This window comes from Haloarcula taiwanensis (assembly GCA_002844335.1).
GTDB lineage: Archaea > Halobacteriota > Halobacteria > Halobacteriales > Haloarculaceae > Haloarcula > Haloarcula taiwanensis.
The window spans coordinates 2,274,275-2,296,567 of record CP019154.1 but is presented as its reverse complement, the minus strand read 5'-3'; the positions used below and the strand labels follow the sequence as shown (position 1 = coordinate 2,296,567).

General features: G+C 64.5%; 20 protein-coding genes. 4 read left to right on the top strand and 16 right to left on the bottom strand.

The genetic code is table 11. The annotated features are described in order from the left end of the window. Positions 1 to 22 precede the first annotated feature (22 nt). A complete protein-coding gene (locus tag BVU17_11665; GenBank protein ID AUG48147.1) occupies positions 23 to 826 on the top strand; it encodes a fructose-bisphosphate aldolase in 804 nt (267 codons plus the stop codon). On the opposite strand, the gene BVU17_11660 is transcribed toward BVU17_11665, so the two are convergent. Beyond that, complete coding sequence (locus tag BVU17_11660) at positions 823 to 2,067, bottom strand: septum site-determining protein MinD (protein AUG48146.1); 1,245 nt, start codon at positions 2,065 to 2,067, stop codon at positions 823 to 825. The genes BVU17_11665 and BVU17_11660 overlap by 4 nt on opposite strands. Positions 2,068 to 2,307: 240 nt before the next feature. On the opposite strand from BVU17_11660, the gene BVU17_11655 reads away from it, so the two are divergent. Then, positions 2,308 to 3,474, top strand: a complete 1,167-nt coding sequence (locus tag BVU17_11655) for a 3-dehydroquinate synthase (GenBank protein ID AUG48145.1) — start codon at positions 2,308 to 2,310, stop codon at positions 3,472 to 3,474. Positions 3,475 to 3,509: 35 nt separating this feature from the next. On the opposite strand, the gene BVU17_11650 is transcribed toward BVU17_11655, so the two are convergent. From BVU17_11650 to BVU17_11620, 7 genes are all read right to left on the bottom strand, one after another. After that, positions 3,510 to 3,926, bottom strand: a complete 417-nt coding sequence (locus tag BVU17_11650) for a zinc ribbon domain-containing protein (protein AUG48144.1) — start codon at positions 3,924 to 3,926, stop codon at positions 3,510 to 3,512. 83 nt (positions 3,927 to 4,009) lie between these two features. Further along, a complete protein-coding gene (locus BVU17_11645; protein AUG48143.1) occupies positions 4,010 to 4,699 on the bottom strand; it encodes a 3-dehydroquinate dehydratase in 690 nt (229 codons plus the stop codon). A gap of 36 nt (positions 4,700 to 4,735) precedes the next feature. Next, the gene (locus tag BVU17_11640; protein ID AUG48142.1) at positions 4,736 to 5,764 is read right to left on the bottom strand and encodes a modification methylase; all 1,029 of its coding nucleotides are present in this window, start codon (positions 5,762 to 5,764) and stop codon (positions 4,736 to 4,738) included. 117 nt (positions 5,765 to 5,881) lie between these two features. Beyond that, positions 5,882 to 6,847, bottom strand: a complete 966-nt coding sequence (locus tag BVU17_11635) for a transcription initiation factor IIB 2 (protein AUG48141.1) — start codon at positions 6,845 to 6,847, stop codon at positions 5,882 to 5,884. A 257-nt stretch (positions 6,848 to 7,104) separates the two neighbouring features. Continuing rightward, positions 7,105 to 7,947 (bottom strand): hypothetical protein, encoded by an 843-nt coding sequence (locus BVU17_11630; GenBank protein ID AUG48900.1) that lies wholly within the window; start codon positions 7,945 to 7,947, stop codon positions 7,105 to 7,107. Between the two features lie 297 nt (positions 7,948 to 8,244). Next, on the bottom strand, positions 8,245 to 10,062 hold the full coding sequence (locus tag BVU17_11625) for a glycosyl transferase (protein ID AUG48140.1): 1,818 nt from the start codon (positions 10,060 to 10,062) through the stop codon (positions 8,245 to 8,247). Between the two features lie 68 nt (positions 10,063 to 10,130). Beyond that, on the bottom strand, positions 10,131 to 11,849 hold the full coding sequence (locus BVU17_11620) for a radical SAM protein (protein AUG48139.1): 1,719 nt from the start codon (positions 11,847 to 11,849) through the stop codon (positions 10,131 to 10,133). A 148-nt stretch (positions 11,850 to 11,997) separates the two neighbouring features. Between BVU17_11620 and BVU17_11615 the strand changes: the two genes are divergently transcribed. Further along, positions 11,998 to 12,336 carry a hypothetical protein gene (locus BVU17_11615; GenBank protein ID AUG48138.1) on the top strand — a complete coding sequence of 113 codons (339 nt, stop codon included), beginning with the start codon at positions 11,998 to 12,000 and terminating at the stop codon, positions 12,334 to 12,336. A gap of 59 nt (positions 12,337 to 12,395) precedes the next feature. On the opposite strand, the gene BVU17_11610 is transcribed toward BVU17_11615, so the two are convergent. The 3 genes from BVU17_11610 to BVU17_11600 all read right to left on the bottom strand — a co-directional run bounded on the left by BVU17_11610 (position 12,396) and on the right by BVU17_11600 (position 16,905). Further along, complete coding sequence (locus BVU17_11610) at positions 12,396 to 13,850, bottom strand: Na+/H+ antiporter NhaC (protein ID AUG48137.1); 1,455 nt, start codon at positions 13,848 to 13,850, stop codon at positions 12,396 to 12,398. Positions 13,851 to 14,116: 266 nt separating this feature from the next. Then, positions 14,117 to 16,039 carry an ABC transporter ATP-binding protein gene (locus BVU17_11605; GenBank protein AUG48136.1) on the bottom strand — a complete coding sequence of 641 codons (1,923 nt, stop codon included), beginning with the start codon at positions 16,037 to 16,039 and terminating at the stop codon, positions 14,117 to 14,119. Positions 16,040 to 16,107: 68 nt separating this feature from the next. Further along, positions 16,108 to 16,905, bottom strand: coding sequence for a hypothetical protein (locus tag BVU17_11600; protein AUG48135.1), 798 nt, complete (start codon positions 16,903 to 16,905; stop codon positions 16,108 to 16,110). Positions 16,906 to 17,167: 262 nt separating this feature from the next. Here BVU17_11600 and BVU17_11595 point away from each other — a divergent pair, with 262 nt between their 5' ends. Continuing rightward, positions 17,168 to 17,677, top strand: a complete 510-nt coding sequence (locus BVU17_11595) for a molecular chaperone Hsp20 (GenBank protein ID AUG48134.1) — start codon at positions 17,168 to 17,170, stop codon at positions 17,675 to 17,677. A gap of 30 nt (positions 17,678 to 17,707) precedes the next feature. On the opposite strand, the gene BVU17_11590 is transcribed toward BVU17_11595, so the two are convergent. The 5 genes from BVU17_11590 to BVU17_11570 form a co-directional block, all read right to left on the bottom strand. Continuing rightward, positions 17,708 to 18,811 (bottom strand): sarcosine oxidase, encoded by a 1,104-nt coding sequence (locus BVU17_11590; protein AUG48133.1) that lies wholly within the window; start codon positions 18,809 to 18,811, stop codon positions 17,708 to 17,710. Beyond that, the gene (locus BVU17_11585; protein ID AUG48132.1) at positions 18,812 to 19,597 is read right to left on the bottom strand and encodes a luciferase; all 786 of its coding nucleotides are present in this window, start codon (positions 19,595 to 19,597) and stop codon (positions 18,812 to 18,814) included. A gap of 70 nt (positions 19,598 to 19,667) precedes the next feature. Further along, positions 19,668 to 20,288: a coenzyme A pyrophosphatase gene (locus BVU17_11580; protein AUG48131.1), complete on the bottom strand. Its 621-nt coding sequence runs from the start codon at positions 20,286 to 20,288 to the stop codon at positions 19,668 to 19,670. 91 nt (positions 20,289 to 20,379) lie between these two features. After that, on the bottom strand, positions 20,380 to 20,850 hold the full coding sequence (locus tag BVU17_11575) for a hypothetical protein (protein AUG48130.1): 471 nt from the start codon (positions 20,848 to 20,850) through the stop codon (positions 20,380 to 20,382). A 32-nt stretch (positions 20,851 to 20,882) separates the two neighbouring features. Continuing rightward, positions 20,883 to 22,019 carry an MFS transporter gene (locus tag BVU17_11570; GenBank protein ID AUG48899.1) on the bottom strand — a complete coding sequence of 379 codons (1,137 nt, stop codon included), beginning with the start codon at positions 22,017 to 22,019 and terminating at the stop codon, positions 20,883 to 20,885. Positions 22,020 to 22,293 lie beyond the last annotated feature (274 nt).

Sequence of the window (22,293 nt, the reverse complement as noted above, 5' to 3'; positions counted from 1 at the left end):
ACTTGCCACACTGTCTCATATCATGACTGCAGGAAAACGCGCACGACTCGAACGCATCGGGACAGACGACACATACGTCATCATCCCGATGGACCACGGCATCACGATGGGGGCGGTAAAGGGCCTCAAAGACATCGAATCGACGATTGACGCGGTTACCAGCGGCGGCGCAGACGCCGTCCTTACCCAGCGTGGCATCGCCGGACGGGTCCACCCCAACAAGAACGACGCGGGCTATATCACCCATCTCAACGGCTCTACTACTATCGGCCCGGACGAGCAGGACAAGCGGACCACGGGAACGGTGGAAGACGCCATCCGCGCCGGGGCCGACGCCGTCTCGTTCCACATCAACGTCGGCAGCCAGTACGAACCCGAACAGATCGAGGAACTCTCCGAACTAACGACCGAAGCCAGCCAGTACGGCCTGCCGGTACTGGCGATGGCCTACGCCCGTGGCCCTGACATCGACGCCGAGAACGAGGACTACAACCAGTCCGTTGGCCACGCCGTCCGACTGGCCGAGGAACTGGGCGCGGACATCGTCAAGACCGGCTACACCGGCTCTGCCGAGACGTTCCAGCACGTCGTCGAGTCCACGTCACTGCCGGTGGTCATCGCCGGCGGCTCGAAGGGCACCGACGAGGAGACCGTCCGGATGGTCCGGGGAACGATGGATGCCGGGGCCGCCGGCGTCTCGATGGGCCGCTCTATTTTCCAGCACGACGAACCGGAGAAAATCGCTCGCGCCGTCTCCGCTGTCGTTCACGACGACGCCACCACCGAAGAGGCGCTCCGCGAGGCCGGACTGGCCGTCGAGGCCTAAAAGCCAAACAGCGACCGCATTCGCGAACCGAGACCGTCTCCGTCGCTGGCATCCGCGTCGCGCTCGCTTGGCGTGTCCGACGGCGAGTCACTGGGTTCTTCTTCCGGTGTGTCGGCACCTCGTGACACACCGCCGTCTCGCTCTACCTCGTCAGCATCCTGTTCTGGCCCGTCCATCGGTGCTGGTTCGCTCTCCACCAGCTCAGTCCCGTCGATTACCGGGGTCGTTTCGGCTCCGTCTTCGGTGTCCGTCTCCGAAGCGGCTGGGTTATCGAGGTCGCTCAGCTCGGCCCCGTCGTCTGCCGCTGGCTCGTCCTCTCTGTACTGCTCGGCTGGCGCTGGACCGATCAGACAGCTGTCGTCCCTGATTGCGTCCGATGGGGGGACTGTCTTGCCGCCGTCGGTTGTCCCGAGGCTGTGGCTCTGTGGTGGCTGCTCCGTTGGCCGGGCCTTCGGTTCTAGGTCGTCCGAGTCAGTGGACTCCTTCAGAGCGCCTGCGTTTGTGGTGTCGGTCGACGCCTTCTCGGTGTCGACGAGCTGTTCGGATATCCGCTCGTAGGCAATCGCGGCACCGCTGTTGGGCGCGTTCCTGACGACGGGCGTGCCACTGTCCTGTGAATGTGGGACGGCGTCGTCTTCCGGCACGTGGCCGAGCAGTTCGACGTTGAGAAACGTCGCGATTTCATCGGCACCCGGCGACGCGCCTGTCCCAGACTTCGTGAGGATCAGGCCTCGAACCGGCGCATCGACCCGCTCTGCGAGTTCTTTGGTGTTCGAGACGTTCCGTATTGATGCCACTCGCGGTGTCGACACGAGCAACACGTCGTCGGCGAGTTTGAGCGGCTGAATCGTCTCTTCGCTCAGTCCCGCCGGGGTGTCCAACAGGACGATGTCGTGGTGCCACCTGAGGGTTTCGACGATACCGGGCAGCCGGTCGAGGTCGGTGTCCGCGTACCCTTCAAGTGTGGTCCCGCTCGGCACGATTGACAGGTTCACGTCGGTTTCGTACATCGCGTCCGTGACCGACGCGTCGCCGGCGAGCACGTCGTGAAACGTCGCGTGCTTGTCAGTGTCGATGCCGACATCGAGAAAATCGACGAGGTTCGCCATCGCCAGGTCCATCTCCACGACAACGGTCGAGTAGCCGGCCCTCGCCAGCAGTGTACCGAGGTTGATGCTGGACGTCGTCTTTCCGACCCCCCCTTTCGCCCCGGCAATCGTGTAGACGTGGTTAGTAACCATCTGTAGCTGGACCGTATTTTGTAGTTACTTTATTAGTAAAGCTTATTGATAAGTTTACTGGCTAACAATTAATTACGATAATCGGATGTAGATAAATAACAAGTGTCGTATTTCTTCTGGTTCTAATTCCAGGAACCCACCCGAATCGCCTGTCGTACCCATTTCTCTTCTCTGTTCACCACTCGACAGACCCACCCGGGTTCCGCCACGTTCAAGCCTCGCCGTTGCGGACGTGGGCGTATGACTCGAAGCGTCTGGCTCAAAGCCGACAGCGAGGTCGGCGACTGGGAGACACGGAAACGCCGGATAACCGCTGGTATCGAGGCCGGCGTCGACTGGGTACTGGTCGACGAGGACGATGTCGAACGCGTCTCGGAACTCGGCGAAATAAACATCGCTGCGTTCACCAACGGCGATGTCCACGTAATGGAGGCCGAGGCAGCGGACTCAAAGGCCGACGCCACCATCGTCGGGAAAGACGGAGAGGGCGACGGCACGGTCGACCTCCCGTCCGACTTCTCCGGGTCCGCGGACCTCTCGACGCTCCGGCAGAACGGAGCCGCTCCCGACGGCGGCTACGTCCGCATCTTCGACGAGGACTACGAGGCCTTCGCCGAGGCGGTCGCCGCCGAAGCCGACTTCACCATTGTCATCGGCGAGAACTGGCAGATTATTCCACTCGAAAACCTCATCGCCCGCGTCGGCGAGGAGACGGACCTCATCGCCGGCGTCCGGACCGCCGAAGACGCCCGAACGGCCTACGAGACGCTGGAACTGGGTGCCGACGGCGTCCTGCTAGATACCGACGACGTCGACGAAATCCGCAAGACGGTGGAGGTCCGCGACGAGATGGGACGGGAATCGCTCGACCTAGAGTACGCCGAGGTCACCGCCATCGAGCAGACCGGCTCCGCTGACCGCGTCTGTATCGACACGGGCAGCCTGATGGAACACGACGAGGGGATGCTCGTCGGGTCGATGGCTCGCGGACTCTTCTTCGTTCACGCAGAGACGGCAGAATCACCGTACGTCGCTTCCCGGCCGTTCCGGGTCAACGCCGGCGCGGTCCACGCCTACGTCCGGACGCCTGACGGCGGGACGAAATATCTCTCGGAACTCCAGTCCGGCGATGAGGTCCAGATAGTCGACGCGAACGGTCGGACCCGCGAGGCTATCGTCGGCCGCGCGAAAATCGAGAAGCGCCCGATGTTCCGCGTGCAGGCCGAAACCAAGGACGGTGACCGTATCGAGACGCTGCTCCAGAACGCCGAGACAATAAAGGTCCACACCCAGAACGGCCGAACCGCCGTCACGGACCTCGAACCCGGCGACGAAATTCTCATTCACCACGAGGATACGGCGACGCACTTCGGCGAACGGATCGAAGAGAGCATCATCGAAAAGTAAGCCGACCCCATTCGGGGCTGACCGCAGCCGTCGGGCTACTGCTGGTCCGCCTCGAGCGGGTCCAGTTGCGTCGTACACCAGTGACAGAAGTCGATGTCTTCGTCGAGTTCCTTGCCGCAGTTCGGGCACGTTGTGCCGGCTTCGACTTCCGTGGCCTGATTTTCGTTGACCGCGACCCAGTAGGCGTCGACGACGTTGAGCGTCGTAATCACAACCGAGCCGATTGTCACTTCGGTGGGTCTGGACTGATACGACGACGAGATAGCCTCTACGCTTAGCTGGGTGACAGGGTCGATAGCGCCAGTGACGACGAACACCACCGACAGCATGAACAGTAACCCGAGCCACAGCAGTCCCCGCACCCACTTACGGAGGTAGAAATGTCCCAACCCGGGGAAGATGAACGCAAGCACCACGGCCAGCAACGGCCGCTTGCGTCCTTTGCCAGTCATACTCAGCGAGTCTATCTCGCATACCCCTATATCTTCCGAAGGATCCCTGTCCGGACGAAAGCCCCGTACAGGCGGCTCCCCCATCAGCCGTCGCTCTGTAGCTGTCTGACCAGCGTCCGGAGCGTTGCGAGGTCGTACTGACCCGGCGCGGTCGCGTCAGCGGGATCAACCGGTGCATAGCCGATGCGGGAGCCGTACAGCGGGGCAACGGCCCGGGAGTGGCGACCGGCCGACCCCATGCACATCGTGGCGACCTGTTTGCCCGCGGTGGTCAGCGCTCGGGTCGCCCCGAGCATCGCCAACACGTCGTCGGGCGACTGGGCTGTGCTGGCCATCTTCCCCACGTCGCCCTGAGCGCAGGCCCGTTCGAGCCGACTTACAATCGCCTCACGGGCAGGTGTGGACTCGAAGTTGTGCGTCGAGACGACCACGGACGCATCGCGGTCGCGGGCAGCGTCGGCGACGCGGCCAGCGTTGTGGTCGCCGGCTCCCTCCAGCGCTGCGAGTTCGAGGTCGACGGCCCTCACAGCGTCGTGTTCGAGCGCAGCTTCGAGTGTATCGAGGCGGCCTGCGGTATCAGCGGCCTCGCCACCCTCCCACGTCGGTCGGTTCGTGACGAGTATCGGGAGATCGCCGTCGTAGGCGTCCAACTGTGCCAGCGGCTCGTCGGCGAAATCCATCCGTAACTCCAGCCCGTCGGCGTCGGCGCGAGCGGCCGGCTCCACCCCGAGGTCGTCGGTGGCAGCGAGCAGGGTGAACGACTCGAAGTCCATGGGTCGGCTTGGACGGAGTCACACAAAAAGGCGTGCTTACTCGACCCGCTCGTGGACAGCCCGAAAGCCGTCATCGGTCGCTGTGACTGAGTCAACCGCGTAGAACTGGATCCGTTTTTCCTGTTTCGTGTTGACGACGAAGTCGTACTGCTCGGCCTCGTAGCCCGGTTCCTTGCCGTCGGCGCGCCGTTGCTCTACCCACGAGCGGTGGTCGGCGAGGCGCTCCTGAGCGATGGTTCGGGAGCGCTCCGGAGCGGTGGCAACCCGATCTTCCAGCGTCGACAGCAGGTCCGGGTCGCGGTCCACGCCCACCGAATTGCGGCCGGCGACCATCGCCGCCAGCGTCGTCGTCCCGGTGCCGAGAAACGGGTCGAGCACGGTGTCGCCGTACACCGAGAACATCGAGATGAGCCGATAGGGCACCGTCAGCGGGAAGGCTCCCGAGCGGTCCCGGAGCCCGTCGTCGAGGTCCTGCGTCTCGCCGGGCAGTTCCCAGAGGTCGGAGAACCACTCGTTGCGCTCCTCCCAGAAGTAGGCGCTCTCGTAGCGGCGGTCTGCGCCCGGTTCGAGGCGGCGGCGCTCCCCGTTGCGGAACACAAGGATGTGTTCGTGTTCGAGCGTCGGATAGGCGTTGGGCGGCACCATCCCCGAACCCATGAACTTCGCGCCGCTGTTGGTTGGTTTCCGCCACAGAATATCGGGCAGCGCCCGCAGGCCGTGGTCGGTCAGTCGGTCGGTTATCTCCGCGTGGTTGGGATAGGAGCGAAAGCCGTCCGCCATTGATCGCGTCGCGTCCCCGACGTTGATGCAGGCGATGCCGCCGGGGACCAGCACGCGCTCTATCTCAGCCCACACCGCATCGAGCACGTCGTGCATCAGGATAAACGCCCGGTCGCCGTCCCCGCGGTCCAGCGCCGCCCCGATGTCGGGGTCTAACTCTGTGAAGATGTCGTCCCACATCTCTATCATCGGATAGGGCGGGGACGTGACCACCAGTTCGACGCTGTCGTCGGGGCAGTTGAGCGTGCGGGCGTCACCGGTTCGAACCCGGTGTGTCGTCTCCATACCGGTCCCAGCGGGCGGGCCGACTCTAGTCTTGCGGTTATCGGTCGGTGAGTCTGCTCGCTGAGCGGTCGATACTAAAAAACGCTCTCCGACGCTCCCCTGTGACACCTGAACGGGTTACGCGACGGGCAGGTCCTGCTCGGCTTCCAGCAGCTCGTGGTAGCGGTTGCGGATGGTGACCTCGGAGATGTCGGCGACCTCGGAGACGGCGGCTTGCGTCGTCTTCTCGTTGGTCAGCAGTGCGGCGGCGTAGACGGCGGCGGCGGCGAGGCCGACCGGCGACTTCCCGGAGTGGACGCCCTGTTCCTTGGCGTTCTGGAGGAGCTGACGGGCGCGGTGTTCGGCCTCGTCGGACAGTTCCAGCGAGGAGGCAAAGCGCGGGACGTAGCTCTCGGGGTCGGCAGGACGGACTTCGAGCGAGAGTTCGCGGACGACGTAGCGGTAGGTCCGCGCGATTTCGCTTTTCTCGACCCGGGAGACCTCCGTGATCTCGTCGAGCGAGCGCGGGACACCGGCCTGGCGCGCGGCGGCGTAGACGGACGCCGTCGAGACACCTTCGATGGAGCGGCCGGGCAGGAGGTCCTCGTCCAGCGCGCGGCGGTAGATGACGCTGGCCGTCTCGCGGACGTTTTCCGGGAGTCCGAGTGCCGAAGCCATCCGGTCAATCTCACCGAGGGCCTGCTTGAGGTTGCGTTCCTTGGAGTCCCGCGTTCTAAAGCGCTCGTTCCACTTGCGCAGGCGCTGCATCTTCTGGCGCTGTTTACCCGACAGAGAGTTACCGTAAGCGTCCTTGTCGCGCCAGTCGATATTGGTCGAGAGGCCCTTGTCGTGCATCATGTTCGTCGTCGGTGCGCCGACGCGGGACTTCTCGTCTTTCTCGCTGGAGTCGAACGCGCGCCACTCGGGGCCGCGGTCGATCTCGTCAGACTCGACGACAAGGCCACAATCCTCACAGACTGTTTCGCCGTGTTCGTCGTCGATAACGAGCGAGCCACTGCACTCCGGGCACGCCGTGCTCTCTGATTCCGTCGACTCCGTCGTCTGTTCTTCACGTTGCTGTCGTGTCCGTGTGTGTTCACTCATTGGTTGCGAAGGCGGGTGCTCACCGGGTGGGAGACATCACAGAACCCGGAGGCAGTCGGTAACACTGTATTCGAACGAAAGTCATTAAAACATTCCGGTATTGTCATCGAGACCACCGATACACGTCACGAAACCCACGTTTGTGCATCAGTCGCATGACCATTCATATAATAGCTGTCGGGTATTTTCGGGGTCAGTTCCCACAACCCGGTTATAATTGCGTACAATAAGTAGCGCCACCCCTTCGTTGTCACTGCCTACTGAAATGTTTCGACGACAGCGGGCAGACACCCCTCCCCGGGCTCGTAATAGGAATTGTGGTCGGCAACGGCCGCCGTGACATCGTAATCGGTGTAATTCCCGGGAGCGTCTTCGGGACTCTGGACACCCTTTTCACCGACTGCTTCCGTCCACTCCGCAGCACTGAATGCAGTCCCCAGCACCACGTCGTCGTCCTTGTGGAAGTTGTCGAAAGACGCGGTGGCGTACTTGATGGACTCGCCGTATGTCTCATCGACCTCAACGACGGAGTCACCGATAGCGCCCCCCAGTAGAGCTACCGACTCGACTGCATCTTCGCGTTCACGCTCGTGGAGCGACGCCATCGTTTCCACAGCCACTTTCGCACCGAGTGAATGGCCGAGTATCCGGACTGGTAGCCCACCGCTGTCGTTGTGGTCGACAACCCACTGCGCGAGCTTCGGACCGTTCTGTTCGGCGATGGCGACCCCTTCGCTCCAGCCAATGCCGTCGCCCATATCGGCATCCCAGGTGAACCCCACGGTGAACTGGTCGTACTCGTTCGCTTCAAGCCCGATCTGACAGGTGTAGGCGGCGTCTCTGGCATCCGTCTCCCCGAGGCTCCAGCCATGGACGAAGATGACGAGTTCCGTATCGTCGTTAGTCCGGTTAGACTGCCAGTCCCCGACTGTTTCGTACTCTGTCTCTGTATATTTGGCCTTCAGTTTACCGTCGTCAGTGAACTGCTCACGTGTCGAAACGAGCGGGAACTCCGCTGGAGCCGTGTACTCTCCGTCATCACCGCCGAGCTTGCCCCCTCGCACAGAGCCACTCGTACCGAGTGCTGCCATCGATGCCACGGCACCAGTCGAGGCTCTGAGGAAACTGCGTCGCGTTTGCCCGTCCAGTTCGCTCGATTGTATGCTACGTTGAAGCATAGCAAAATCGCGTAGCTTTCCACTTTATATAACATTAACTATTATGATTAACATTGTTAGTAAAGGTTCCCTTATTTGTAATATTAATAAAGAAGGGAACCGCCTGAGGACTGCTAGCTGGACGCGAAGTCTCAGTGGGGCGTTGTTGTATCGGCCCGAGTGTTGCCAGCGCAATCCCAGTCGAGTGGGGTGCTGTTGCAGGACGCGGCGGCACTGCGATCAGTCGTTCGTTTCCGGTTCGATAGCGTCCGTCGACTGGGACTCCTCGACGGCTGTGGTCAACGAGACGTTGAGCCAGGCCATAGACACGACGCCGCCGATGATGGTGACGATGTTCTTGACCGCGTGGTCGACGATAGCGACACCGATGGCCGCGGCGACGCCGACCGGTGTTAGCGACGCGACGATGACGGTGAACGCACCCTCGTAAAGACCGACCCCGCCGGGCGTCAGCGGCAGAACCTTGGCGAGGTTCCCAACGCTGACCGCGAAGAAGCCAACGGCAACCAGTGACGGCGTCAGGCTGTAGCCGAAGGCCGCAAAAACGATTAGAGCCGTTATCACGTCGAACGTCCAGATCAGGAGACTTCCGATGCCGACACGAGTGAACGCTGACCCATCAGCGGCCACCGTCTGTACGTCACCGACGAACCCCTCGATAATGCCGGCAACGTAATCAGCATAGGAGTCACCGCTCAGTCGCTCGATGACGGCCCGAACGAGGTTGCGGTCGCTCCGCGCACTGGCGACAATAGCCACCACGGCTCCGATTGCTACAAGGCCAACACCACCAGCTACGGCCACGGCAGTCCGTCCGCTGCTGGCTGCGTCGCCGCCGACTGTATCGCCCGTCAGCGCCGTCAGCAACTGTTCGGCCGACCCCGTTACAGCCAGCCCGATCATGACGACACCAGCAAGTAACGTTATCGTCAGCAGATCAAACACCCGCTCGACGGCCAGCGACGCGAACCCGGACGGGTACGGAATCGAACGACGCGCTTTGATAACATACGCTCGGACCGCGTCACCGGCTCGCGCCGGGAACACAAGGTTCCCGGTCTGGCTGATGAATACCGCCCCCGTCAGGAAGCGCCACCGCTCCCGATACCCCATCGAGACGAGGATGTCCCGGTAGCGGATGCCCCGGAGCGGCCACGAGACGGCGTAGACGACGGCGCTCAGCGCGACGATTTCGGGCGCTGCCCCGGCCATCTCCGCGAGGACGCGGTCGGGGTCGAGGTACTGCGTCATCAACAGGAGGGCGACGACGACGAGCAGCGTCCCCGCGCCCAGCGACACCTCACGGGTAATCCGGGGGCTGACCGACAGCTCCCAGAACGTCCGGAGAATCTGGCTGCCCATGCCGAACACGTCCCGGACGATGTCGACCTTCGAGTCGCCCTTGGGCGTCCAGTCGACGGGGAACTCCTTCACCTGGTAGCCGTTGCGCTGGGCCTTCACGAGCAGTTCCGTGTCCCAGAACCAGTGTTCGTCTTGGACGAGGGGCAACAGCGTCTCCAGCGCCCCCCGGTCGAAGGCCTTGAAGCCACACTGGTGGTCCCTGATGTCCGACCGGAGGAGCGTCCGGACGAGCGTGTTGTAGCCGAAGCTCGGAACCCCCCGCTTGGCAGGTCTGTCGGCGCGGTTCTCGGGCATCCAGCGCGACCCCGTCGCCACGTCGTAGCCGTCGACGCGGACGGCGTCGACGAGTTCTTGGAGGTGCCCCATGTCCGTCGCCAGGTCGGTGTCGAAATACACCAGCGTGTCGCCGTCGGCCCGCTCGAAGGCGTACTCCAACGCGCCCCCGCGGCCGAGCCGCTCGTCGCTGTGGACGTGTCGGACCCGGCTGTCCTCGTCTGCGAGCCGCGCCGCTATCTCCGGCGTGCGGTCCGAGCACCCGTCCTCCGCGACGATGACCTCGAACGCGTCTTCGGGGAGAAACGAGGCGAGCGTCCCGACCGTCGTCGAGACTGTGCTCTCGATGGTGTCTTCCTCGTTGTAGGCGGGGAGAACGACGCTCACCTCGACCGCAGTCATACGCTCTTGGTCATCCCCGGAATGAAAAGTACTTTCCGTTCGTTACGCTCCCGGGACGGGAACGGCAGTTAGTCAGCGCCTTCCCCAGACTGGGTAGTCGCGAACCGCTCGATGGACGCGACGTCGATGTCTCCGACCGACTCGTAGGGTCTGTTTACCACCACGTCGCCGGCGGTGCTGCGGCCGATGCCGGGAATCGCGGTGAGTTCGTCCATCGACGCGCTGTTGAGGTCCAGCGGGTAGGGGACCCCGGTGACCGATCGGTAGCCGTGGTCCGTGACCGCGATGTCGACGACGCTGCCGAGTTCGCGCTCGCCCGGGATGCCCACGAGAAGCGGGTAGGTCCCCAGTTGCCGGCCGAAGGTCTTGCCGTCCTGGTGGTACTCTAGGTGTACGTCGGGCAGGACGGTCCCCGGCGGCGCGACCCGCTGGAGCATCGGGTTATCGATGGTCTCTCGGACCTCGCGCTTGTACTGTTTGAACAGTTGCTTGTGGTCCTTCGCGATGTCCGCGCCGGTGTCGGCCATGTCGGTCCCCTCGAAGGCCATCACCTGGCGGATGTTCACCCGCCGGAGCATCAGCCCCTCGTCGTAGACGCGCTGGAGGAACCGTTTGTTGTGCTCGAAGGTCTCCCGCGTCTCGCCTTTCAGCCCGTGGACGAGGTTGATGCCCGGCAGGAGCTTCGGGAGCCGGCGTGCGGCGTCGTCGCCGAAGTTGGGAGCAGTGTCTCTGTCCCCTCCCGGCCGCCAGCCGGCTACCTCGTTGACGATTTTCACCGCCTCGAAGCACTGGTCGGCGGTGACGTTGAGGTTGTTGTCGCTCATCACGTTCGGGTCGGCCGACTCTAGGCCGAACGCGGCGGTGTCGCCGGGCGTGTTGTGCTCGGCGATGATGCGGATGCCCTCGCGGGCTTTCTCCGGCCACTTGACGACCGTGATGGGGTTCATGTTGTCGAGGTGCAGCGTCTCCAGGTCCGGCGCGACCTCGCGGATGCCGCCGTAGAGCCGCCGCAGGGCGTCGGGATTGGGTGCCTCGCCGTCGCCGCCGTAGGCGAGGATGTCGGCCTGCCGCCCGAGTCGGAAGTGCTTCACGCCGCGGTCCGAGAGGGCGTCGACCTCGTCGACGACGCTCTCGGGCGGCCGGAAGTCCGGGTCGCCGTACATCGGCTCCGTGCAGAAGGAACAGCGGTACGGACAGCCCCGGGACGTCTCCATCTCGCAGATGAGGTAGTCGGGGTGGTTCGGGTGCTGTTCGACGACGAACGCGCCGGCCCGGGCCCAGCGGGTCTCCTCCTCGACCGAGCGGTAGCGGTCGTTGAACCCCTCCAGCCCGGAGTCGACGAGGTCGTACACCGCGGCCTCCACGTCGGCCATCGCCAGGAAGTCGAAATCGAGGTCGTCGCGGGCCGTCTCGCTCGCGCCCTCGTTGGCCTCGCCGACGCCGAAGCGGACCGGGCCGCCCATCAGCGAGGTGCCGTCGGCCGTCCAGGCGAGTTCGCGCACTTCGTCGGGTTCCGCCGGCGTCCCGCCGACGTACTTGCCGGGGACGGTCATGCCGCCGACGTACACCATGAGGTCGGCGGCCTCCACGTCTCGCCAGACTGCGTTATCCTCCCGGAGTTCGTCGATAGTGTGATACGTTATCTGCTCGCGGGGGACGCCGGCGTCGACCAGCGCGCCGGCGGCGTACCGCGGGTACGTCGAGATGTACGGCGGCACCCCGAAGTGTGCGGGCTCGTCGACGTAGCCGTCGACGATGGTCACGTCGAGCGTCTCGGGGTCAGTCATACCCGCCGCTTGACGCTCGACACTCAAAACCGTGTCTGGTCAGCCGTGGCGACATACACGGCCAGGTGCGGGCTCAAGAAAACGTAGTCAGTACTATCGCTACCCCCGGTTGCAAATCACTTTCTCCCAGCCCGCGCCATGGCCTCATATGGAACGGGTCGAATTTACTGTCCGTGGCACGGACGCGAGCACGCTGCCCAGGGCGTTCCATGACATTGATGAGGAGAACCGCGAACTGTATGACGGCAACGGGTTCGTTGTGGCGGTTACGGAGAACCACTATCGCATGGAACTCACTGAGGTACAGGCGACGACCGTGCTGGAGCTAATAGATGAGACGACTTGCGAGGTGACGATCATCGCTGGCGGCGGCGGATACGGATTGACGGCCGATGCGGGTGGCCGTGAATCCGAGGAGGCTCGAAAGATCAGGCGGCGGCTCGAAACGTTCTGTGAGGATCGTGACCTCACTGTCGAACGGATGTAGGCCAGCAGCATTGCCGGAGGGGATGATGCAGTGACAGAATCACCCAGAGGTAGACGAACTCAGTCGTCGGCGACAGCGGACGACGCGACCGAATCAGCCTGCTCGAACCCGTCGTACCGTCCGCCGAACAGCGTTGTCGCAAACAGGAGCAACGGCGAGAGGAACGCGAAGAAGTAGTACGGGGCGTAGGCAAGCGTTCCAACCCCGAAGACCGCAGACATGTAGACGGCACCGGCGTGCCACGGGAAGAGTGCGCCGGTCGGGGTCCCGGCGGATTCGATAGCCTGCGAGAGATCGTCGCTTGTCAGGCCGTACTCGTCGTAGAGGTTCCGGAGCGTGAGCCCGGGCACGACGATGCTCATGTACTGCTGGGCCGAGAAGGCGTTGACAAAGATGGCCGAAATGCCGGTCCCGACGACTAGGCTGCGCTGGCCGCGGACAGCGGTTGCGAGGTGGTGTGCGAGCACAGCGAGGACACCGGTCCGTTCGAGGAGTCCGCCAAGACTGAGGGCCGCGACGACGACGGCAATCGTCCAGGCCGACCCCGAGATACCACCGCTGGCCAGCAGATCGTTCACGAGTGCCGTCCCCGTCTCAGGGGCCGTCCCATCGAGAAAGACAGTCCAGGCGGCAGTGAACGACCGGCCCTGCACGAAGATGGTCGTGAAAGCCCCGGCAAAGACCCCGGCGACGAGCGTCGGGAGTGCCGGGATTCCGTACAGCGCCAGCCCGAAGGTGACAACGAGCGGGATGAGTACCAGCACTGAGAGGTCGTAGCTCCCAGCGAGTGCGCCCTGTATCTCGGCGACACGCCCGGTCGGGATTTCACCGACGGCACGCAGTCCCAGAACAGCGTAGAGCAGGACTGAGAGGCCAAACGCCAGCACAGTCCCGTTGCGCATCGCCCGGATGTGGTCATAGAGGTCGGTGTTCGTCACGGCGGCCGCGAGGTTCGTCGTGTCCGAGAGGGGAGACTGTTTGTCGCCCGCGTAGGCACCCGAGAGGATGGCACCAGCGGTCATCGGGGTCGGCACACCCAGACCGGAGCCGATGCCGATGAAGGCCACGCCGAGGGTACCGGCCGTCGTCCACGACGACCCGATGGAAAACGCGACGACCATCGCAAGCAGCGCTGTCGCCGGCAGGAACACGTCCGGTGTCAGTATCGAGAGGCCGTAGTACATCAGCCCGGGGATGGTCCCCGCGCTCACCCACGTCGCGATGAGGCCGTAGATGATGAACAGGATGAGAATCGCCTGCAGTCCCATCAGCAGACTGTCCGCGAGCCCTTCGTAGAGGTCGTCCCACGAGTAGCCAAGCCAGTATTTGCCGACTGCACCAGTCAGTACAATGCTCCAGAGCAGCGGCCCGTGTGGGGCCAGCTTCAGATATCCCGATCCGATGCCGAGGAACAGGACGACACCGAGTACAGGGACTAGCGCCTGAAGGACCCCCGGCCGGCGCTCCGACGGGATGTCCTCGTACGTCAGCGGTTCGAGAGTGAGTGATGTCACGCTTACGCCGACCTAATAACTGATATGTATTAAAAAGAGCGATAATATCTCTGTAGTGCATATGAGAAAGTATCTCTTTCAGGGGTGTTGTTGGCACGCGCCAGTGTAGCAGACGCGAAGTCGCGACTAAGATGCACTCGACTGGCGTCCTCTTGGCGAGCCACGCTGGGTGCTGTGGACTTGAACGGTGGAATCACGTCTTCGGCGGCGCGGTAAGTTCGAGTAGACCCAATCGAGGACTTGGCGGTGGTCGGACAGCAGCAGTCTCAGTCGTCGGCGCTGACCGTTCGGTCGTCGGCCTGGGCGTGCCAGAGATCAGCGTAATCGCCGTCGGCCGCGAGCAGGTCGGTGTGGCTACCGCGTTCGACGATTTCGCCGTCGTCCATCACAACGATGCGGTCCGCGTCCTGAATCGTCGAGAGGCGGTGAGCGATGACGAAGGCGGTGCGGTCCGCGACCAGCTGTTCGATACTCTCCTGAATGCGGTCCTCCGTCTCCGTGTCTACGTCGCTGGTCGCCTCGTCGAAGATGATAATTTCGGGGTCGTTCAGCAGGGCACGGGCGATGGCGACGCGCTGGCGCTGGCCGCCGGAGAGCTTGATGCCGCGCTCGCCGATCTGCGTGTCGTACCCATCCGGCAGGTCCTCGATGAACTCGTGGGCCTGTGCGGCTTCCGCCGCGTCGCGGACGCGGTCGCGGGCTGTCTCCCAGCCAGTCTCTCGCGCCTCGCTGTCCGCCTGCTCGGCATCAAGCACCTCGCGGTCGCCGTAAGCGATGTTCTCGGCGACCGTCCCCGAGAACAGGTACGGCTGCTGTTCGACGACGGCGATTTCGCTCCTGAGGCTCTGGAGGCCGTACTCGCGCACGTCGACGCCGTCAACCCGGACCGCACCAGCATCCACGTCGTGGAACCGCGGCACCAGTTTCAGCAAGGTTGATTTGCCGGCTCCGGTCGCACCAGCCAGCCCGATGGTCGCGCCGGCGGGCACGTCCAGCGACACGTCACGAACGACCGGCGGCTCGTCGCCGTAGCCGAAGGTCACGTCGTCGAACTCGACCGACCCGTCGATGCTATCGGGTTCGTACGGGTCCGCGGGGTCGGTGACTTCGGGTTCCTGCCCCAGTAGGCCGAACACGCGCTCTGCGCTGGACTTCGCGAGTTGGTACTTGTTTGCCGACTTGCCCACGCGGCGCATCGGCGAGTACAGCCGGCGGATGTAGAGGAAGAAGGCGGTAAAGGCCCCCGCTGACAGCGCCGCCTCACCCTGTGGGTTCGTGATGAAGTCCATCCCGGCGACGTACAGAATCAGGACGAACACGATGCCGGTCAGCAGTCGCAGGCCGGCGAAGAAGGCCCGGCGGATTCGAAGGGCTGCGACTTTCTCGTCGTGGTACGTCTGGCTCTGGTCGGTCACCCGCTTGCGCTCGAAGTCGTAGCGGTCGAACGCTTTGATGACCGGCGCGCCGCTAAGGTTGTTCTCTAGCCGGGTGTTGAGTCGCGAGACCGTCTGGCGAATCGAGCGGTACCGCGGCTCGATCCACGTGAGAAAAAAGCCGCTGGCGACGCCGATAATCGGGACCGGCGCGAGCGCGATGAGCGCCAGCTTCGGGGAGTATGTGTAGAGGATAACGGCGATGCCGCCGACGGTCGCCACCACCCGGATTAGCTGGCGGAACTCCGTGTTGAGAAACGACTCCAGGCGGTTGATATCGCTGTTGAGTATCGACATCATCCCGCCGGTCTGGTGGTTCGCAAAGAACGACAGCGAGAGGTGCTGGAGGTGGTCGTACGTGTCGTTCCGGAGGTCCCGCTGTATCTTCTGGGCGCTGGACTGGAGCAGGTATCTGGAGCCGAAACGCGCCGCTGACCGGATGAGATACGCGATGGCTGCGATGACGACGAGCCGCTGGAGGAAGGCGATCCGGGCGGCTTCGCCCGTGATTTCGCCGGGCGGCAACAGCCCAGCGTCGGTCAGCAGCCCCGGTTCGCCGCTGGTGAGGACGACGCGGTCGATGGCTGCAGCTACGATTATCGGCGGCACGAGGCGGGCGAACCGGGTACAGAACGCCGCCAGAATACCGACGAACAGCCGGAGCCAGTAGGACGTGGCGTAGCCGACGAGGTTGACCATCGGGTGGCCGTCGACGTTCTCGCGGACGCCCTCGAAGCCGCCCTGGTCGTCAGGCATAGACGCTAGTTGGTCCGGAAACTGATATATGCCGGGCTTCGATCTGGGACACCGACGCCACTGCGTCGTCAGACGTAGATACAGCCTTCACTCTGTGGGCCTGCTGCGGGCGGTCTGGCACCGTCAGCCAGTCGGCTTGCGGAGACGACAGCGGCCAGCGAGTCCAGCGCGTCGTGGTTCCCGAGGTAGGTATCGCGGTGGTCGCCGACGGTGACGCTACAGGCTTCGACCGCCGCAACGTTTGCTTCCCGGCGCTGTCGGGGGTCATCGACGTTCTTGTATCCCTCACGGTAACAGCCCAACCAGCCAAAGGTTGCAGCGGGGTACACCTCGGCGACGAGCGTGTCGGCGTCCCAGCCCTGCATCGGCACGACGGCCGTGTCGTCGTCGGCTCGCAGTTTCCCGAGTACGTCCCGGACGCCGTAGAAGGTCATGCTACGGGTCCGATTCGTGTACGGACACAGTGCACCGCGTCGGAAGTCAGTCTCCCGGCGCAGGTCACGGCTTCCGGTCGCCATCTCGGCGGTGTGGCGGCAGGCCTCGGAGAGCGACCCCGGGTCGGTCGGGCCGCTCCCGCTCGCGAGCCAGTCCACGAAACCGGTCCAGGTCCCGCCACACTGCGCATCAAGTAGCGCCTGTGGCAGGCTGAACGGGAAATCCAGCCCGACCGTGCTCACATCGTCGTCGGTAATGCGGTCGACGAGGCCTGCATGGGCCGCTTCACGGTCACGACCCCACTCATCGGTTCCGCGGTAGCACCGTTGAATTTCGAGCCCGTCGTCCGTCGATATCGCCTCGGTGACCCAGAGCGCGTCGCCAGCGGCTGCTGCGCCGCTGAAATCCGCCCCGAGGACGCGTTCACTCATACGCCCGAGTACGCCGGTGACGGCATCAATGTTGGGACTGGCAGGACGGGGTAACCCCGGCCCCGTCCGTAAGGGGTTTGTCCCCGACGGACCAACGGAATAGTATGCCAGCCACTATGGAGGTCGTCTGCACGGACGACAGCTGCGAACTCGACATGTTCGAGATGCACTACACGTACGATATGCCGGACGATGTCGAACTCGCGGCGTTCTCCTGCCCGTACTGTGGCGGGACGGACTGTCTTGACGAAGTGGAACTATGATGCGGGACATCGGCTCCTCTATCAGCGACGCGATATTCGAGAACATCGGTCGGGCCGCCGGTCGAGTTCAGGAGAACAAGCCGCTGGCCTCGGACCTGCTGGAGTCGGAAGACGCCTATCTCGTCGTCTTCGACGCGCCCGGAACGACCGCGTCGGACATTCAGGTCCGGTACGTCGATGACCGCGTGGAGGTCCGTATCGACCGGTTCCGTGATTTCTACGAGGGCTTCGAGATGCGCTACCCCGGCCGCGGGCTCGCACTCGACGGAAGCGTCACCCTGCCGAGCGACGCCGCTGTCGACCCGGAGGCGGCCCAAGCCACGCTCAAGAGCAACGGAACGCTCCACGTCCGTGTTCCGAAGGCCGAGGCGGACCACGATGAGGACGAGGCAACGGATGTCGGCGTTGCAACCGACGACAGCGAGAGCCACGAAGGGGCCGACGCAGATGCAGACGCCGATGTCGAAGACGTGACCGACTCGGCCGACGAAAGCGAAGACGACGCCTGATCGATCTGCATACAGATTCTCACAGCGAATTCAGCCGCCCCAGTCACGCGTCGGGTCGTCCAGCGCAGCGAACTCTTCGGAGCCGTCGAACCGTGTCGGGTCGACGCGATCAGGCAGGTGTTCCGAAAGCGGGTTCGGGCGATTGAGAACGTCTGCGGCGAGATAGTTCCCAAGCGCCGGAGCCCGCATGAGCCCGTGGCCCTGCCAGCCAGTCGCCACCCAGAGCCCGTCGGCGACCTGTCCGGCCAACGGCGCGCCGTCGGGCGTCGCCGTACACAGGCCAGCCCAGGCTCTGTCACAGGCCGGCGTGAGCGCCGACGCTTGCTCGACGCGGTCGAGAGTCCGAGTGACGAACTCGGCGTCCGCGTCCGGGTTCCAGTCCGTCGGGTCGGTCTCGTGTGCGCCGTCACCGACTAGTAGTGCGTCGGCTTTCGGCCGCCAGTAGAACTCCCGCGTCGCGTCGTAAAACGACGGTAGCGTGGCATCGACCGGCTCGGTCACGAGGGCCTGTGCTCGATAGGTTTTCAGTGCGAGCGAGACGCCGACAGTGGCGACGAGCGATTTCGTTCGCGGGCCAGCCGCGATGACCACCGCGTCGAACGCCCGGGTTTGGTCCGCTGTTTCGACGCTGGTCGGCGAGCCGAGCGAGACTGGCGTGTGCGTCTCGATGGTCGCGCCGTTTTCCTCGGCCCGCTCAGCGAGCGTCGCCACCACCTCGTCCGGGTCGAGTACGCCGGCGTCGCGGGCGAGACCGGCCACCTCGATGCCGCTGGTATCGAGTGCGGGGTAGCGGTCGCCGAGTGCCGTCGGCGTGAGCGCCTTGACGGCGACACCGTTGCGCTGCATCCCCGCTATCTGCTCGCGGACAGCTGTGGCGTCGCCTTCGTTGCGTGCAACCCAGACGTAGGGCTGTGGCTCGAACAGGTCAAGATCGCGGTAGCGACCGAGCGCGTCCGCAGCGACGCCCGCGTCCACGCCGTCGGCGAAGGCGTCGTAACACAGGCCCGCCGCGCGGCCGGTCGCACCGCTCCCGAGGGCGTCGCGTTCGAACACCGTGACCGATTCGCCGCGGCGACACAGTGCCAGCGCGGTCGAGAGACCGACGGCCCCGCCGCCGACAACGGCGACGGTCATCTACGAGAGGAAGGGGTCGAGTCCACGCGCCGGATAGCCGACAATCGTGTCGACACCGATGTCGCGGAGCCGCTCGGTTCGCTCGGCGACTGTCTCGACGGAGCCGACGAGCGCGTAATCGCGGATGGCCTGTTTGAGTACATCTCTGGCCCGCCCCGTCGCTCGGCTGTCCGTCGGTGCGCCATCGGGCAGTGCGTTCCGGACCGGGCCGCGCCGGGCCGCGTAGTCGCCGACGGCGTCCAGCATCGCGTCCTCGCTGTTCGAGAGCACCAAGGGGGCGTAAACGGCAATCGAACCGTCGAAGCCCGCCGTGCGGAGCGTCCGAACGTCGCGGGCCGTCGTCCGCGAGAGGAGTTCGTACTGTGTCCCGCCGACTGCCAGCGCGAGGCGCTCAATGCCCTCCGTGCCGACCCATGGATCGCTGGCGTCGTCGACGGCCGCCCGAAGCCGCGGTGCGACGGCTCGTTCACCCTCGTCTTCGGAGAGATACGCGCTGTGGCCGGCGACCAGAACACGGCCCGCATCCGCCGGCAGCGCGTCGAACCCGCTATCGTCGCCCAGTGGGTCGAAGCCGTCGGCCCGGACTGGCGTAGTGACGCGCACGTCAGCGGCCGACGCCAGTCGCTCGATGGCCTCGGCGTCTGGGACGTGGGCCGCACCCTCGTAATCGATTGCAAGCGTCTCAACATCGAGGGCCGTTGCCTGCGACACGTCCACTTCCGTCGGCTTGAGCGCCACCGCGTCGATGCCGGCGGCCGCCAGTGTCGCACCGGTAAGCGTGGTCATCCAGTACGCGGTCAACGTCACGGGGCTGGAAAATCCTGTCGCTCTCGGCCCCGGCACAGTCGGCCCTGCTTCACTCAGCTTCGTCGCGCACGCTCGGCGGCAGCTCGTCGTCGGGCTCCATGTATCGGTCAGGTTCGGGCGGCATCCGCCAGTCGGTCGCGAGTTCGAGCAACTGGACGAGCATCCGCGCCGTCGCGCCCCAGACAGTGTAGCCGTCGACGTAAAAGAAATGGAGGCGAATCTCCCCGTAGTGGGGGTGGTCGCGGTGCTCTGACTCGTAGTTGTCTAAGTCAGTCAGTTCCGACACCGGAAGCGTGACGATCTCCGCGACTTCTTCGTCCGAGGGCAGGTAGTCACGGTCTGGGATTCGTCCGACGAACGGGCGCACGGAGTAGCGCGTGATGGTCCTGATGTCGTCCAGCCGACCGACGACGTTGACCGCCAGCGGGTCGAGCCCGATCTCCTCGTTTGCCTCTCGAAGCGCAGTCCGCAGCAGGTCATCGTCTTCGGGTTCGCGGCCGCCGCCGGGGAACGACATCTGCCCGGGGTGGTCCGACAGGTGGTCGGCGCGCTTCGTGAACAGTATCGCCTCGCCCGCAGGTCGCGTGACGACCGGAGCGATGACGGCGGCCTCCTGTGGCTCATCGTCCACGACGACTGGCTCGTGGGCCGCAACCCGGTCGAACTGCATAGCATACGGTAGGTGACCGACCGTCTTAATTCGGGTGGCTCACTCGCTCGAAACATCTGATTTAATCGTTTGGGATTTCGGAGCGCTGGCTTCACACGTCGTCGAGGCGGTCGCGGAGGCCGTCCATCTCGACGTTCTCCCAGGCTTCGATGTCGTAGCTCACGTCCAGCAGCGTCTCGACGCGGTCCCCGTCGTCGTTCTTGACGGCCATCACCGCGTCCTCTCGGAAGCGGGACTTGACAGCCTCGATAACAGCGTCACGCGCGAGGTCGCGGGCCGGCACATCCATGATGTGCGGGAGGTCAGCCGCACCGTCGGGCAGGGTTGGGAACGCGACCGGGCCGACGACCAGCACCGTCTCGTCGGTGCCGGCGGCGTGGTCGTCGACGGCGACGAGGTGGTACGAATCGACGGCGTCGTCGATGGCTGCCGCTACTGCGTCCGGGTCGGCGTCGACGCCCTGCTTGAACGCGAGTTCGCCGCAGGCGTCGACGAGCTCCGCTCTTGTGAGCGAGCCAAAGAGGTCGACGACGCCAGCCAGCTCGTCCGGTTGCAGGTCCATACAGGTGACGCGGTACCGAGCGGCTTCAGCCTTTAGGCTCGGGCGGCGCTCGGCAGTCGGCCGTTGCGGTGCAGCGACACCATTGCCACGAGGACGACGAGCAACGCGATGCCCATGCCCCGAAGCAGCGTCGGAAACGTGACGCCGGCATCAAGCAGTCGGCCGACGAGCGCGCTTCCGGGCGCCTGTAGCAGCATCATCCCCGCGCCGTAGGTGGCGTAGGCGCTCGCGCGGTGGCGGTCCGGGAGCGAGCCGAGCAGGTACGCGTCCACCGCCGGGAAGATGCTGTGGATGACGTAGCCGACGACGACGCTGAACGCGGCCAGCGACCAGAACCCGGTCAGCGATGGGAGCACCAGCACACAGCCGGTAAAGGCCGCAAGCATCGTCAGGAGGTACGGAATCGACGGGAGCCGGTCGGCCAGCCGACCGCTGACGTAGAAGGCCGGCACCCCCGCTCCGAACGCGAGCAACAGGAGCGTCCGTCCCCGACCGGGCGTGAGACCGACGCTCGTGGCGTAGGTGACGTAGAAGTTGAACAGCCCGTTCCAGACCAGCCCCGCGACGCCGATGGTCGCGACGCTGGTGACGATGATATGCCACTGAGCACGCGCCGCGCCAAGGAGGTCGCGGTCTTCGCTCCCAGCGTCAGGGAGTCGGGAGCGTCTTGCGATGATAGTGAAAGCGACGGTCACCAGCCCCGCGGCGACGGCAATCCCTTGTAGCGCGGTCCGCCACGTCCCGACGATGAGAACAAACGATATCAGCGCCGGCGCTCCGACAGCGGCGAGCTGGGCGGCGACGCCGTGTTGCCCGAGCGCGCGGCCGGGCCGCTCCGGAAACAGCTCACTGACCAGCGTGTTTGCCGCGGTCAGGTAGACGCCGCTCGCAATCCCCATGGTGAACGCCCCGACGAGCAACAGCGTCGGGTCAAACGCGAGGGCGGTGAACGTCGTTCCGATGGTCAACACGACACCGGAACCGAAGATGACCTTCGCCCGCGATATCCGAGTCAGCAGGACGCCGGTGGGGAGCCGTGGGAGGGCACTCCCGGCCCAGACCATCGTTGCGAGCAGTCCCAGTGTCGCATCAGAAGCGCCCGTCGTCGCTCGAATCGGTTCGATGAGTGGTGCGAAGACGACTCTCGCGAGGTTGATGCAGAACACCATCCCCAGCAGCGAGCCGAAGATGCGGCGACGGGACACGACCGGTGATAGACCGGAACACCTGAACAACGTTCCGGAACGCCGCCACGGGGTTTTTACACGCGGGTAGCACACTGGCAGGTATGGACTCAGTGAGGAAGGCCCTCCGGGCCGGCGATGTCGAGAAGGACAACTACGGGCGACTCTCCTGTACCAGTTGTGACGAGCCGCTTGCGACAGAGAACGACCCGGACGAAGTCGGGAAGGTGCGGGTCTGTCCCGAGTGTGATAGCAAGTG

Excerpts from the sequence above, each read along its gene's own strand:
- BVU17_11615 (AUG48138.1), top strand. The coding sequence starts at position 11,998 with ATGGAACGGGTCGAATTTACTGTCCGTGGCACGGACGCGAGCACGCTG.
- BVU17_11660 (AUG48146.1), bottom strand. The coding sequence starts at position 2,067 with ATGGTTACTAACCACGTCTACACGATTGCCGGGGCGAAAGGGGGGGTC.
- BVU17_11570 (AUG48899.1), bottom strand. The coding sequence starts at position 22,019 with ATGGTGTTCTGCATCAACCTCGCGAGAGTCGTCTTCGCACCACTCATC.
- BVU17_11655 (AUG48145.1), top strand. The coding sequence starts at position 2,308 with ATGACTCGAAGCGTCTGGCTCAAAGCCGACAGCGAGGTCGGCGACTGG.
- BVU17_11600 (AUG48135.1), bottom strand. The coding sequence starts at position 16,905 with ATGAGTGAACGCGTCCTCGGGGCGGATTTCAGCGGCGCAGCAGCCGCT.
- BVU17_11580 (AUG48131.1), bottom strand. The coding sequence starts at position 20,288 with ATGCAGTTCGACCGGGTTGCGGCCCACGAGCCAGTCGTCGTGGACGAT.
- BVU17_11585 (AUG48132.1), bottom strand. The coding sequence starts at position 19,597 with ATGACCACGCTTACCGGTGCGACACTGGCGGCCGCCGGCATCGACGCG.
- BVU17_11650 (AUG48144.1), bottom strand. The coding sequence starts at position 3,926 with ATGACTGGCAAAGGACGCAAGCGGCCGTTGCTGGCCGTGGTGCTTGCG.
- BVU17_11575 (AUG48130.1), bottom strand. The coding sequence starts at position 20,850 with ATGGACCTGCAACCGGACGAGCTGGCTGGCGTCGTCGACCTCTTTGGC.
- BVU17_11640 (AUG48142.1), bottom strand. The coding sequence starts at position 5,764 with ATGGAGACGACACACCGGGTTCGAACCGGTGACGCCCGCACGCTCAAC.
- BVU17_11620 (AUG48139.1), bottom strand. The coding sequence starts at position 11,849 with ATGACTGACCCCGAGACGCTCGACGTGACCATCGTCGACGGCTACGTC.
- BVU17_11625 (AUG48140.1), bottom strand. The coding sequence starts at position 10,062 with ATGACTGCGGTCGAGGTGAGCGTCGTTCTCCCCGCCTACAACGAGGAA.
- BVU17_11595 (AUG48134.1), top strand. The coding sequence starts at position 17,168 with ATGCGGGACATCGGCTCCTCTATCAGCGACGCGATATTCGAGAACATC.
- BVU17_11605 (AUG48136.1), bottom strand. The coding sequence starts at position 16,039 with ATGCCTGACGACCAGGGCGGCTTCGAGGGCGTCCGCGAGAACGTCGAC.
- BVU17_11665 (AUG48147.1), top strand. The coding sequence starts at position 23 with ATGACTGCAGGAAAACGCGCACGACTCGAACGCATCGGGACAGACGAC.
- BVU17_11590 (AUG48133.1), bottom strand. The coding sequence starts at position 18,811 with ATGACCGTCGCCGTTGTCGGCGGCGGGGCCGTCGGTCTCTCGACCGCG.
- BVU17_11645 (AUG48143.1), bottom strand. The coding sequence starts at position 4,699 with ATGGACTTCGAGTCGTTCACCCTGCTCGCTGCCACCGACGACCTCGGG.
- BVU17_11635 (AUG48141.1), bottom strand. The coding sequence starts at position 6,847 with ATGAGTGAACACACACGGACACGACAGCAACGTGAAGAACAGACGACG.